The sequence below is a fragment of the Leptolyngbya sp. FACHB-36 genome (genome assembly GCF_014695955.1).
GTDB lineage: Bacteria > Cyanobacteriota > Cyanobacteriia > Leptolyngbyales > Leptolyngbyaceae > FACHB-36.
Genome location: NZ_JACJPG010000200.1, coordinates 1 through 12,926, shown reverse-complemented (window position 1 = coordinate 12,926; position 12,926 = coordinate 1). Strand labels below are relative to the sequence as shown.

At 56.3% G+C, this 12,926-nt stretch carries 11 protein-coding genes; 7 read left to right on the top strand and 4 right to left on the bottom strand.

The window, feature by feature from the left end:
- Nucleotides 1-1,310: peptidase M15A (locus tag H6F43_RS04580; protein ID WP_190341107.1), on the bottom strand; the 1,310-nt coding region annotated here is incomplete at its 3' end.
- A gap of 116 nt (nucleotides 1,311-1,426) precedes the next feature.
- On the opposite strand from H6F43_RS04580, the gene H6F43_RS04575 reads away from it, so the two are divergent.
- Nucleotides 1,427-2,221 (top strand): HAD family hydrolase, encoded by a 795-nt coding sequence (locus tag H6F43_RS04575; RefSeq protein ID WP_190341105.1) that lies wholly within the window; start codon nucleotides 1,427-1,429, stop codon nucleotides 2,219-2,221.
- Here the strand turns inward: H6F43_RS04575 and H6F43_RS04570 are convergent.
- A complete protein-coding gene (locus H6F43_RS04570) occupies nucleotides 2,205-2,363 on the bottom strand; it encodes a hypothetical protein (RefSeq protein ID WP_190341103.1) in 159 nt (52 codons plus the stop codon). The two genes, H6F43_RS04575 and H6F43_RS04570, sit on opposite strands and share 17 nt — an antisense overlap.
- A gap of 171 nt (nucleotides 2,364-2,534) precedes the next feature.
- Here H6F43_RS04570 and H6F43_RS04565 point away from each other — a divergent pair, with 171 nt between their 5' ends.
- Nucleotides 2,535-3,305: a HEAT repeat domain-containing protein gene (locus H6F43_RS04565; RefSeq protein WP_190341101.1), complete on the top strand. Its 771-nt coding sequence runs from the start codon at nucleotides 2,535-2,537 to the stop codon at nucleotides 3,303-3,305.
- A 13-nt stretch (nucleotides 3,306-3,318) separates the two neighbouring features.
- Here H6F43_RS04565 and H6F43_RS04560 read toward each other — a convergent pair whose 3' ends face one another.
- Complete coding sequence (locus H6F43_RS04560) at nucleotides 3,319-4,533, bottom strand: FAD-binding oxidoreductase (RefSeq protein WP_347272370.1); 1,215 nt, start codon at nucleotides 4,531-4,533, stop codon at nucleotides 3,319-3,321.
- A gap of 244 nt (nucleotides 4,534-4,777) precedes the next feature.
- Between H6F43_RS04560 and H6F43_RS04555 the strand changes: the two genes are divergently transcribed.
- Nucleotides 4,778-5,986, top strand: coding sequence for a BMP family ABC transporter substrate-binding protein (locus H6F43_RS04555; protein WP_190341099.1), 1,209 nt, complete (start codon nucleotides 4,778-4,780; stop codon nucleotides 5,984-5,986).
- Between the two features lie 193 nt (nucleotides 5,987-6,179).
- Here H6F43_RS04555 and H6F43_RS04550 read toward each other — a convergent pair whose 3' ends face one another.
- Complete coding sequence (locus H6F43_RS04550) at nucleotides 6,180-8,159, bottom strand: amylo-alpha-1,6-glucosidase (RefSeq protein WP_190341097.1); 1,980 nt, start codon at nucleotides 8,157-8,159, stop codon at nucleotides 6,180-6,182.
- On the opposite strand from H6F43_RS04550, the gene H6F43_RS22620 reads away from it, so the two are divergent.
- From H6F43_RS22620 to H6F43_RS04535, 4 genes are all read left to right on the top strand, one after another.
- Nucleotides 8,152-8,286, top strand: a complete 135-nt coding sequence (locus H6F43_RS22620) for a hypothetical protein (protein ID WP_277879869.1) — start codon at nucleotides 8,152-8,154, stop codon at nucleotides 8,284-8,286. The two genes, H6F43_RS04550 and H6F43_RS22620, sit on opposite strands and share 8 nt — an antisense overlap.
- 74 nt (nucleotides 8,287-8,360) lie before the next feature.
- Nucleotides 8,361-9,575 carry a glycosyltransferase gene (locus tag H6F43_RS04545; protein WP_242025323.1) on the top strand — a complete coding sequence of 405 codons (1,215 nt, stop codon included), beginning with the start codon at nucleotides 8,361-8,363 and terminating at the stop codon, nucleotides 9,573-9,575.
- Between the two features lie 224 nt (nucleotides 9,576-9,799).
- Entirely contained in the window at nucleotides 9,800-10,504 is a 705-nt protein-coding gene (locus tag H6F43_RS04540; protein ID WP_190341095.1) for a sugar transferase, read from the top strand.
- Between the two features lie 314 nt (nucleotides 10,505-10,818).
- On the top strand, nucleotides 10,819-12,926 hold a 2,108-nt coding region (locus H6F43_RS04535), incomplete at its 3' end, for an ATP-dependent Clp protease ATP-binding subunit (RefSeq protein WP_190341093.1).

Below are 12,926 nucleotides of genomic sequence, written 5' to 3'. Positions count from 1 at the left end.
CCGCCCTGAGTGGCATCTGCCCAGGTAAAGCTGCCGTTGGGAACGATGGGGGTAAACAGATTCAGGTTCTCGGAAGTCCACCGCTCTGGACGGCGAGGCGGAGGCGCAGGAGTGGGTAAAGGCGGCGCATCAGGGCCATCGCGGCGGGCGTGCTCCATTCGCCGCAGGTCTTCAATCAGCGACTCCAGCGTTTGCTCTGAGGTGGTCAGGTTTTGCCAGAGTTGGGTCAGGTGCAGCAGGGCGTTTCGCTGACGATCGCTGCCCGTGTAGTCGAGGGGGACGCGGCGCAGAAAATCGAGTAGGGCGTAGTCTGCTTGAGCCGCCGCATTTGCGTAGTCGGCTTGTGAGGGATTGGGAGCAGCAAACACAGCCGGATCGATGCCGAGTGCAACGAGCGTGTCAGAGCGATCGTCGATTTGGTTCCAAAGCCGAAACCCTTCCACCAGCGCATTGCGCTGATCGCCACTGCCCTCATAGCTCTGGAGAATGCGCTGCATCAACGCTATCAGCGCTGGATCAAGGCTGTTCAGGTTGAATTCCGCTGAGGTGCTGTGCTTCAGGGAGGCGATCGTCACCGATCGCGAATCGAGCTGTCGCCAACGCTGGACCAGTTGCAGGAGCGCCTCTCGCTGATGTGGATAGCCTGCATAGTTTGACGAAAAGCGCTGCACACTCTGTTGCAGAGCGGTCTCAATCGAGGTGGCTGTAGCGCCCAGCGCATCACTAACGGCGTCGTGACTATCCAACTTGCGCCAAACTCGCACGCCTTCTAGCAGCGCCGATCGCTGAGAGGGAAGCCCCACGTAGACGTGAGCGATCTGTTCCACAAACGTCAACAGTGCCGGGTCGAGAAAGCTGAGCGACTGGTTTGCCAATCCTGCCGTTTGCAGATCCGCGCTGTGATCGGCAAGGTACGCTTGCGCCAGATCCGTCGCGCTGCTTCGCTCAAGTTGAGCGGCGGTGGAATCGCTAGAGGGAGCCACGAAGCCGCTAGCAACGGTTTGGAGAAAGCGATCGCTGTAGCGTCCAGCGCTTGGGTCCCAAATCGCTTCGCCTTTCCAGCCTTCGATCGTGAGCGTATTCGTCAAGCTGCGAATCGTATTGGCGGCGAGCTGAACCTGTGCGGTAAAGCGGTTGGTTTGCTCCAGCGCCACCCGATTTGCCGGAGAAATACCCAGTCCGGTTTCGCCATCGGGCAGTTTGGGCTGCTGCTGCACCTGATAGAGCGCTGCCAAAATTGGCTTGTGAATTCCCGCCCGTTCTGCTTCGTTGATGAACAGAGCGTTTCGCTGAATGGAGGTTAGACGCATTTAATTTTTAGGGATTCGGTTTTAAGTTTTAGGTCGGCACGATTCTGCGCCGCAGATCCCTCGCGGGAATCGGCGTATGCGGGTATAACAGGTTCGTCAACGTCTCCCCCGTCTACATGGCATTTACACCCGTTTCTGCACCTGCGGCGATCGATCACCTCAAAGCCGTTCGGCTGATTGCAACTGATATGGATGGCACCCTGACGATCGCAGGCAAATTCACTGCCGCACTGCTGCAAGCGTTTGAGCGACTCGCAGCGGCAGAGATTCCCGTGCTGATTGTAACGGGACGATCGGCGGGTTGGGTGAGCGGACTGGTGAATTACCTGCCTGTCTGGGGCGCAATTGCGGAAAACGGCGGCGTCGCGTACACCAAAGACACCGACCCGATTGTTTTATCGCTGATCGTCGATCTAACGCAGCACCGACAGCAGTTGGCGCAGGTGTTCGCGCATCTGCAAACCCAGTTTCCACAGCTTCAAGAATCGACTGACAACCGCTTCCGCCTGACCGACTGGACCTTTGATATTGCGGGACTGTCGATCGACAACGTGAGGGCGATCGCAGCTCAGTGCCGCGAGTGGAATTGGGGCTTCACCTACAGCACCATTCAATGTCACATTAAATTGCCGCAGCAGGATAAAGCAGCAGGGGTGCTTCGGGTGTTGATGCAGCACTTTCCCACGTGCGATCCGGCTCAGGTAATCACGGTGGGAGACAGCCCCAATGACGAAAGCCTGTTCGACCCCACCCGATTTCCGCTGGCGGTTGGCGTCGCCAACGTGCAGGAGTTCGCCGATCAGTTAACGCATCAGCCAAGCTATAGGACTCGCGCCGCAGAGGGCAACGGATTTGTGGAGCTAGTGGATGTACTGCTGGCTAATAGGGGTCATATTAATCGTCCAGGCTGATTTCCCAGCACCCCAAAGCATAAAGATCTTGTGCCAATGTCCAGAATCGGCTCGACTGCGACGGCTGTGGCGATTGTGCCAGTGCGGATCTCTTCAGCAGCAGCGTGAATAGAGTCAGGACGATCGTGGAGTGTCGCAGCATAAAGGTTTGATGAGCAGGTCTCAACCGCTTACAGAGTTAGAATGCCCGCATCTGGCTTGTCAGGCGGGGCGGGTGCTTGAGCAAGCGGCACAACAAGATTCGTTTCAAACTCGGTCTATGGCAGGGTCGTTACAGTCAAATGAAGCAACTTACAGAGAGCGGAGAGAGGATATGGAAGCGCTAATTGGACTTCTCAGCATTGTGGCAGTGGCGGGAGGTTTGGGAGCCGCTTACCGAGTGGGGTTAAAGCGCAAGGTTGAACAAAAGCCGCCTGCTGTGGTAGTTGCTCAACCTCCAGTCCCAGCGCTCCCTGCGATTCAGCCTGCGGCAAAGGAACCCCCTAGCGCCCCGACAGCGTCCTCACCGATCGCCGCAGCGCCCGCGATTGCGTCACCGCAGCCGATGATTCCCGATCCCTGGCTGTCCGATGAAGAGTTGGCAGAGCTAGAGGCAGCCACAGCTCCCGCACCTGTAACCGACCCAACCCCGGAAGCTTCCAGTGCCCATGACCCGTTGGAGCCTGCCTCAGCCTCAGAAGCGTCAGGTTCGGCGCAGGAGACAGATACCATCGCTCAACTGCGATCGACCCAGTCTGTCGCTTACCTGACTCGCTACGCCAACCATTCTGATAGCGCTGTTCGAGTGGCGGTGGCGGAGACGTTAGGCAGGCGTGCCGTCGCTCGTGAAACCGCCACGATCGTTCCGCTGCTGGGCAGGCTGAGTCAGGATTCACAGATTGACGTGCGGGTAGCGGCGATCGCGTCGCTGGGAGCAGTCCGGTCTCCGGCGGTGCTACCGTGGCTTCAGCAAGCGCAGACGCACCCCGATGGCAGAGTTAGCAAAGCGGCAGCGGCAGCGCTTCAGTCGCTAAAGTCCATTCGTCTAGTCAAGCCGACAGCAAAACGACAGCCGCCAAAAGCGCGTCCAAACGTACAAGGGTGAGCAACAAAGCGGTTCATGTGGCGTTGTGAGTCATTTGCCATCGACCTGGAGATAGCTGCTCGATCGCCTCATCTCGCTGCCCGGCTGCATGAGCTGCAAATCGGCTTGCTAACGGCGGCACCAGCACCAGCGGATTGCTGAATCCAGAGAACAGATGCACGCCTTTAACGCCCGGAATAGCGCCAATCAGCGGCAGACGATCGTGGCTAAACGCCACCAGACAGCGATGCCACGTTCCCGGTACCGTCTCCAGCGCAGGTAACACATCAGTAATACCCCGTCGCATAGCGGCTTCACTTTCAGCCGCGTCGATCGTGGCTGTGGGGTCGGTGAGCGTGCGGCTGATTTGCCCAATCCGGAGTTGCCCATTCACGAGCTGCACGACGCCCGCATCTAAGATTGGGGCAGTGGGTTCGTGTCCAGGTTCGTCCCAAAGTGGATCGACTTCCGCGGCGGTGGCAGCCGCTTCCATCTCGAAGCGCTGGGTTTCAGCAGGCATTACCAGGGCTTGCAGGCGCAGGTCGATCGGCGGTGTTTCGATCAGTTCCGCGTGGGTAAAGTAGAGACGCACGGGAATTCTGGCGGCTTTCAGCAGCGATCGACTCAGCGCCCCAGCACACACCGCAACGTTGGCGCTGGCAAACGTCTCACTGCCACACACAACTCCAGTAATCTGCAACCCATCTCCGCGCCGCAATTCTGTTACTTGCGCGATGTGACGAGTGCCGCCAGCTCGCAAGAAGGCGCGGGCATAGGCATTAGCCACCGCTTCGGGATTGACGCGACCGTGGGGTACGACCAAGGCTCCCGCGATCGCCTGCGGAGCAATCAGCGGCTCCAGTTCGCAGGCGTCTTGGACCGACACCAGACGCGGCGGAATCGCAAACTGTGCATAAGTTCGAGCGATCGTTTGCGGGTTGCTATCTGACCGAATCGTCAGCAGCAGCACGCCATCGCGGAACTGAGTATCGCTGTCTAGCTCTTGGGAGAGCGATCGATGCCGCTCAATGCCCTCGGCACACAACTGCCGAGTCAGCTCTGTGGTGCCCGACCAGTACGCCAAGCCGCCGTAGCCAAAGCGCGTTCCGCCTTGTAGCGTGGAGTGCTGCTCGATCAGCAACACCGAAAATCCCTGCTGCACTAGTTCATAGCTGAGTGCTGACCCTGTAATTCCACCTCCCACCACAATCCAGTCGTAGTGCGCCATGCGTCCCTTACCTTTGTTCACTCTCTTGTTAAGCGTAGGCGCTCTCCGGATTTTGTGCTGTGAATCGCCGCACAATCCTAGATTTTGGTCAGAACCTCGATCGCGCAGGACTGCGCGAATCTGTAAAATCAGCCGATTGTATTTGAAATTACAAAACCAAGTTAAGCGGCAATGAAAAATGAGTGTCCGTAATGGAATCACTAAACTGCTTAAATTGCACTGATAAATGTAATGTACCGAGTCAATTGTTTTAGAGGAGTCAACTGTGAGTAATCAGCATCCACTTTATTTACGCCGTCGTAAAGTCATCCGAGGACTACTAGCCGCTGGAGCATTTGGAGCAACCTCTCGGCTGTGGGCAGGCTGTGCTCCCACGGCTGAAGCGCCACAGAGCGGCACGAGTCCAGCCGCCGGGGGAGGATCGCCCGTGGCGGCTAAAGAAGTGACGATGGGATTCATCTATGTCGGTCCAAAAGACGACTACGGCTGGAACCAGGCGCACTTCGAGGGCAAAGAAGGCGTTGGCAAACTGGCGAGCGTGAAAACGGTTGATCAAGCTAGCGTTCCAGAAACAAAGGACGTGCAGGAAGCAATGCTAAGCATGATCAACCAGGACGGGGCAACGATCGTGTTTCCCACATCCTTTGGCTACTTCGACCCGCACATTTTAGAGGTGGCGAAAAGCAATCCGACCGTTCAGTTCTTCCACGCAGGTGGACTCTACGAAGAAGGCAAAACTCCTAAAAACGTCGGTAGCTACTTCGCCTACATTGACGAAGCACAGTACGTTGCGGGCATCGTCGCGGCAAATATGACCAAGAGCGGCAAGCTCGGTTTCATCGCCGCTAAGCCAATTCCGCAAGTCGTCCGCAACATCAACAGCTACACCCTCGGTGCTCGCAGCATCAACCCAAAGGTGACGACCCAAGTCGTGTTTACGGGTGACTGGTCGCTACCCGTGAAAGAAGCTGAAGCCGCAAACAGCATGGCAGACCAGGGAATTGACGTCATTACTTGCCACGTTGATAGTCCCAAAGTAGTTATGGAAACGGCTGAGAAGCGCGGCATTTTCTGCACTGGATACCACACTAATCAAGCGAAGCTGGCTCCCAAAGGGTATTTGACGGGTGCTGAGTGGGATTGGTCCAAGATCTACGCCAGCTATGCCGAACTGATTCAAAGCGGCAAGACGCTAATGGACGGCAGCATTCCTCATTTGGTCCGGGGCGGTCTGAAAGATGGCTTCGTTAAGGTTTCAGACTACGGTCCTGCGGTCAGCGAGAAAGCCAAAAAAGACGCCGACGCTGCCAAGGAACAGCTGATGGCAGATGCGCTGGTGATTTACAAGGGTGAGCTAAAAGACAATACGGGCAAGGTGGTGATTCCGGCAGGCAAGGAGTTCAAACAGAAAGATACGGAGCTGGAAAAAATGAGTTGGCTAGTAGAAGGGGTAATTGGCAGTACGGGAACTTGAGTGCTTATTCGTTATGCCAGTTCTCAGTCTCGTGCTTTGTCAATTTTTAATTTTAGGATCGTCAGTTTCTAAGCGCTCCCCAAGACCTCCAATGTTTTGCAAACCGAAGGTCTAAACTCTCGACTATCACCCTAATCTCAGTGCTGACGCTGCACTAGTTAAGAACGAGGCATTGGCTACTGGTGATTAATTTCTAATCACCAGTAGCCAGCCAAGCCCGCAGCACTTCTGCTACCGTCCATGCCTGAGCGATACAGCCCTTTGGCATCATGGGAGCATCCCCCTCAAAGATTTCGCTCAGGCTACCCATACCAGCCGCTTGGAGATGATTCACCATCGGCTCCAGAAACTCCCGCGCCTTGGTCGGCTGATTGTAAACGCGCAGGTGCGCCTGGACAAACGGACCTATGAGCCAGCCCCAAACGGTTCCTTGGTGGTAGGCACCATCGCGTTGGAGCGGCGTGCCGCTGTAGTGTCCTGTGTACTGGGGATGAGCGGGATCTAGCGATCGCAGTCCATGCGACGTAAGCAGCGATCGAGCACAGGCAGCGACAACGCCCTGCTGCTGCACTGGGGTTAGCGGGCTTTCCGGCAGCGACACGGCAAAAATCTGATTCGGGCGCAGGGCGTCGTCATCGCCGTTGGGACCATCCAGCACATCGTAGCAGTAGCCCACGCTGGGATTCCAGAAGCGGCTGAACCGCGCTAAGGCACGATCGGCGATCGCCTCGTATTCCTGATGCGGCTTGTGGATCTGCCGCGCCAGCTTTGCCATCGTTCGCAGAGCGTTGTACCACAGGGCGTTGACTTCTACGGGCTTGCCGATGCGCGGCGTTACGACCCAGTCGTCCACTTTTGCGTCCATCCAGGTAAGCTGTACGCCCGCTTCGCCTGCGTAGAGTAGACCGTCTGCCGGGTCTAGGTGAATGTTGTAGCGGGTGCCGCGACAGTGCCAGTCGATCACCTCTGCCATTGCTGGAAAAAGCTCCTGAACTAAATCCTCGTCCTCGGTGACGCTGTAATACGATCGCAGCGCCTCAAAGTACCACAGCGTTGCGTCTACGGTGTTGTACTCTGGCGTCTCACCTGCATCAGGAAAGCGATTTGGCAGCATTCCCTGGCTGATGTAGCGGCTGTAGGTGCGCAGAATTGAGCGAGCAATTTCCGGGCGACCCGTGCACAGCGTTAGTCCTGGCAGGCTAATCATTGTGTCGCGTCCCCAATCGCTGAACCAGGGATAGCCCGCGATGATGGTTTTGCCATGCCCCTCATCAGCAGACGGACGATCGACCAAAAACTGATCTGCCGCCAGCACTAGCCGATTGACGAAACCTGACGCTTTAAGCTCCACCGGACGACTGCTGCGCCACAGTCCCAGCAGCTTGTGCTCGTGGGCGCGACGAACTTTTAGAGCGGCTTCCCCGTCAAGGCTGGCTTTGGGTTCGCTACTGGCAACGAAGGTCACGGTTTCTCCGGGGTGGAGCGTCACCTGGAACGTTGCCGCATGGAGGTGATCCTCGCGATCGTCCAGTCCCCGCTCCCGCTCGGCTGCCAAATCGAAGCCGTAGTACCAGTCGTGGGCAAGAGTCGCCTCGGCGCGATCGCTCAGCACCCGCAGCAGAACGGCGTCTGGAAAGGCAGACACCGAGATGCCGTGCTCGATCGGCGTAATCTCCATCTGCCAGTCTTGCGCGTGAGTGCGGCTGTGGTAGTCGCGGTAGTTCACCAGCGCCTTCAGCGTCAGAATCAGCGGACTGATGGCCCGTCGCAGACTGTAGTGAATGTAGGTCGTGTTTTCTCCAGACTGCATCCACAGACGCTTTTCTAGTAGGGCATCTGCACAGGCATAGCGCCAAGTCGGAATCGTGTCTTCTAACGAAAATCGTTCGATGTAGCGGTAGCCGTGGGGTCCGACTGAGCCATCTGCCCACCGATTGGTGTGCAGCGGATAGAAGCGATCGCCATACAACACAGTGTCATCCAGCTTTGCCAGCATTAGTGTCCGCTGCAGTGGGGGCTTGAGTGCAGCCACCAAAACGCCGTGATAGCAGCGCGTTAGTAGACCAGGGACTGTTCCCGCCGCATAGCCCCCAATCCCATTCGTTACCAGCCACTCGCGCGGCTCCGCTACTGCCAAATCACCACACACTTCCCGTCCTAGACTGATGTCCATTGACATAGTGTTCTCGCCCCGCTCGCGCAAACTGTCTGCCTCCATGCTTCCATTGATGGGACGCGATCGCCGCACTCACTGGGATGAATTTATGCAGATTGGTGGCGCTGCGCTGCCTTCTAAATGAATGGAGCAGTGGGAACCGGGGGGTCTAATCTAAAATCAGGAATTTAAAATCCAGATGGGTGTGAGGCAGCGGCTTTGAATCAATTGACAGACGAACGATCGTTTCCGAGTCCACACAAGATCGCGCTGGTCCACGAATGGCTGACTCCCAAAGCAACGGGGGGATCAGAGCTAGTGGTGCAGGAGATCCTGAAGCACATCAACGCAGACCTCTACGCGCTGATTGACTTTGAATCGACCAATCCCCAGAGCTATCTGTATGGACGCAGCATTGGCACTACATTTTTGCAGCACTTTCCTCTGGCGCGAAACGGCGTGCAGAAGTATCTGCCGTTCTTGCCGCTGGCGATCGAACAGCTCGATTTACGCAAGTATGACGTAATTCTGTCGTCGTCTCACGCCGTTGCCAAAGGCGTCCTAACTGGACCGAACCAGCTACACCTCTGCTACTGCCACGCACCAATGCGCTATGCGTGGGATCTCACCTTCGACTACCTCCGCAGCAGCGTTATGGGGCGCGGTCCGCAAGGCGTCCTAACGCGCTACCTGCTGCATTCTCTGCGCCAGTGGGATGCGCTGTCGGCCAACCGAGTTGATTACTTCATCGCCAACTCGCATCACACAGCGCGCCGCATCTGGCGCTATTACCGCCGTCCCGCCGAAGTCATCTACCCGCCAGTAGACACCGATCGCTTTCCCTTTCAAGCTCAGAAACAGGACTTTTATCTGACCGTCTCTCGCTTGGTCAGCTACAAGCGCATCGCTCTCATTGTCAACGCCTTTAATCAACTGGGACGATCGCTGGTTGTGATTGGCAGCGGACCTGAACTGAAGATGATTCGCCAACTCGCAGGACCGACCGTGCAGGTGCTGGGTTGGCAGCCAAATGAAGTGGTCGATCGCTACATGGCAGAGGCAAAAGCCTTTGTCTATGCCGCCTACGAGGATTTCGGCATTGCTCCAGTTGAGGCGCAGGCGTGCGGCACGCCCGTTCTTGCCTACGGATACGGGGGCACCTCGGAAACGGTTCGGGATATTCGTCAGCACGGCGAGAACGGAACTGGAGTGCTGTTTCACCAGCAGACCGAAGCCGCGCTAATCGAGGCGGTAAACATATTTGAGCAGTTCCAGGGACAGTTCAACCCTGACATCGCCCGATCGCACGCCCGATCGTTTAGTCCTGCTGTGTTTCAGCAGCGCTATTTATCGTTTTTGGGTCAGTGCTATGACGCATTCCACGAAAATCTCGGGCTGAGCGATTCACTGAAGGCTAAACCGTTAAATGGCTAACTGAAACACAGTTAAGAAATCGATCAGAATGTAGATACTCTCCTTCAATGCCTGAGGTTTGCGAACCTTGGGTGGATCATCTTAGAGGTCTGAACGTCTCTTTAGCGATCGTCCCTTCAACCCGGTTTTTCTAAATTCTCCCGGAGTTGGAACCAAATCCTACCTAGAACGGGTCAGTGGCCTTATGATCAGGACTGTGTGTGGTGTGGATATGAAGGAGTAAAATGACTGCCGAAAGTCAACTCGGTTCCGGCAAGCTAGTGCGTGCGCTCTCTAAGCGCGGCATATTAGGGGTTCTACTGAACGTCCTTGATGGCGCGCTTGCCAAGCGATTGTTCGATGTTCTGTTTTCGTTTGCGGTTCTAATTCTCTTTTCTCCGCTGTATCTGCTGATTATTCTGCTGATTGCGTTCAGTTCGTCCGGTCCTGTGTTTTACGTTCAGGAGCGGGTTGGCAAGAACTCTCGGCGCTTTGGCTGCATTAAGTTTCGGACAATGGTACACAATGCCGATAACATGCTGTTGGAGCTGATGGAAACCTCGCCACATTTACGTCGAGAATTCCAGGATAGCTTCAAATTGCGCCGCGATCCCCGGATTACCTGGATTGGTCGAATTTTGCGCGTCACGAGTCTGGATGAGTTCCCCCAGTTTTGGAACGTGCTGATGGGGGATATGAGCGTCGTGGGTCCTCGCCCTGTCGTCGTCAACGAGATTGCTCGCTACGGCAAGTCTGCTGATCGCGTACTCAGTATTCGTCCAGGTATCACTGGGCTGTGGCAGGTGTCTGGACGCAACGACATTCCATACCCACGCCGCGTTCAGATTGACATGCACTACGTCAACTTCCGCACGTTCTGGATGGATCTGTGGATCATCGTTAAAACGATCGGAGTTGTGGTTTTTCCTAAGGGCAACGGAGCGTATTAGCCGTTGAGTCTCAAGCCTCGTTGGAGGCGTGCTGCGATCGCAGCACGCCTCCGTTGCTGTTGAAGTTGCAGCGTTCGAGGGGTAGCGGCAGTCGATCGTGATGGTTTCTAGTCCTCAAGCCCTAGCTCCTTAGGGTAACTTCCTGTAGCAACTGTACGGCTTTCCTCACTGCGGCATAGGCAATGGAAACGATAGATTAGCTTTAATGATACATAAGTTCACACGGGCTGCTAGACGAAGCGACCTAGCAGCACTGTCCCAGCTACTCTCATTGTTTCATTCGCGCTGTCCGCAGCGGGGAAGGAGAACCATCCATGTTTGAACTGTTCACCGAAAAAGCCATCAAGGCGGTCATGCTAGCTCAAGAAGAAGCACGTCGCTTGGGGCATAACCTAGTTGGGACCGAGCAAGTTCTTTTAGGCGTGATTCGGGAAGAAACCAGCGTCGCAGCCCGAGTGCTGAGCGAGTTAGGTGTGACGCTAGACGCCGCACGGACGCAAGCAGAAAAGATTATTGGTCGAGGAGCGGGCTTTGTTCCGGCGGAGTTGCCCTTTACCCCTAGGGTGAAGCGCTTGTTTGAGCAAGCCCTACAAGAATCGCACCAGCTAGGTCAAAACTACATCGCGCCAGAGCATTTACTGCTGGCGCTAACCCAGAATGCTGAAGGCGTTGCCGCCAGAGTTCTACAGAATCTCGACGTTGAGCCTGCCAAGGTTCGATCGCAGATCCTGCAAGCAATGGGCGATACCGCAACTGTTGCGGCAGGCGGAAAGTCCGATCGTCCTGCTGCCCGTTCTGCAACCAAAACCCCAACCCTGGAAGAGTTTGGCACGAATTTGACCCAGATGGCGATCGAGGGCAAGCTCGATCCGATGATTGGTCGCCACACCGAAGTCGAGCGCGTGGTACAAATTCTGGGTCGGCGCACCAAGAGCAACCCGATTTTGATTGGCGAACCGGGCGTGGGTAAGACGGCGATCGCCGAAGGACTTGCCCAGCGAATCGTTAACGGCGACGTGCCCGATTTGCTTCAAGATAAGCAGGTGATCAGCCTAGCCGTCGGATCGCTAGTCGCAGGCACTCGGTTTCGGGGTGACTTCGAGGAGCGACTGAAGCGGATTTTGGAAGAGATCCGCACGAATCCGAACGTCATTCTAGTCATTGACGAAGTGCATACATTAGTCGGTGGCGGTGGCGTCGAAGGCGGCATGGACGCCGCGAATCTGATGAAGCCTGCCTTAGCACGCGGCGAAATTCAGTGCATCGGCGCAACCACCTTGAACGAGTTCCGTCAGTACATTGAGCGGGATGCTGCTCTAGAGCGACGGTTTCAGCCGGTCATGGTCGGCGAACCTACCGAAGAAGACGCGATCGCAATTCTCTACGGACTGCGCGATCGCTACGAGCAGCACCACAAAGTTCACATTGAGGATGCAGCACTTGAAGCAGCGGTGAAGCTGTCGGCTCGCTACATTCCAGATCGGTTTTTGCCAGACAAGGCGATCGACCTGATCGATGAAGCCGGATCGCGCGTTCGCCTTGCAAACAGCTATCGTTCTGCCACTCGTGACCTGAAGCAAGAACTGCGCCAAGTCGCGAAGGCAAAAGACGAAGCCGTGCGGGTGCAGGACTTCGACGAAGCGGGCAAGCTGCGCGATCGTGAACTCGAACTGGAAGCGCAGATCAGAGGCGGTGACCAACCTGCTTCTCAGCCTCCGCTTCCCACTGCCCGCGTCACCGAAGACGACATTGCTCACATCGTCGCTTCGTGGACGGGTGTTGCAGTGAGCAAGCTCACCGAGACCGAATCCGAGCGACTGCTGCACCTGGAAGACGCATTGCACGAGCGTGTGATCGGACAAAACGAAGCCGTAATGGCAGTGTCGCGGGCGCTGCGTCGGGCACGAGTGGGTCTGAAGAGTCCGAATCGTCCGATCGCCAGCTTCTTCTTCTCCGGTCCGACGGGCGTAGGCAAGACGGAGTTGGCAAAGGCGCTGGCATCCTACTTCTTCGGCTCGGAGGAAGCAATGGTCCGACTAGACATGTCGGAGTTCATGGAGGCGCACACTGTCTCGAAGCTGATTGGTTCGCCTCCGGGCTACGTTGGCTATGGCGACGGGGGACAACTCACCGAAGCCGTACGACGCAAGCCTTACACGGTGCTGCTGTTTGACGAGGTGGAAAAAGCGCACCCAGACGTGTTCAATCTGCTGCTGCAATTGCTAGAGGATGGACGCTTGACGGATTCTCAAGGGCGCACAGTTGATTTCCGCAACACGCTGGTGATCTTGACTTCCAACGTCGGATCGCGAGCGATCGAGAAAGGCGGTAGCTCTCTCGGCTTCGAGTTCGCGTCGGGTGCCGAGGCGCAATACGATCGCATTCAAGCGCGGGTGAACGAGGATCTGAAGCAGTTCTTCCG

Coding starts and splice junctions, on each gene's coding strand:
- H6F43_RS04575 (WP_190341105.1), top strand. CDS start 1,427: ATGGCATTTACACCCGTTTCTGCACCTGCGGCGATCGATCACCTCAAA.
- H6F43_RS04570 (WP_190341103.1), bottom strand. CDS start 2,363: ATGCTGCGACACTCCACGATCGTCCTGACTCTATTCACGCTGCTGCTG.
- H6F43_RS04565 (WP_190341101.1), top strand. CDS start 2,535: ATGGAAGCGCTAATTGGACTTCTCAGCATTGTGGCAGTGGCGGGAGGT.
- H6F43_RS22620 (WP_277879869.1), top strand. CDS start 8,152: ATGTCCATTGACATAGTGTTCTCGCCCCGCTCGCGCAAACTGTCTGCC.
- H6F43_RS04550 (WP_190341097.1), bottom strand. CDS start 8,159: ATGGACATCAGTCTAGGACGGGAAGTGTGTGGTGATTTGGCAGTAGCG.
- H6F43_RS04540 (WP_190341095.1), top strand. CDS start 9,800: ATGACTGCCGAAAGTCAACTCGGTTCCGGCAAGCTAGTGCGTGCGCTC.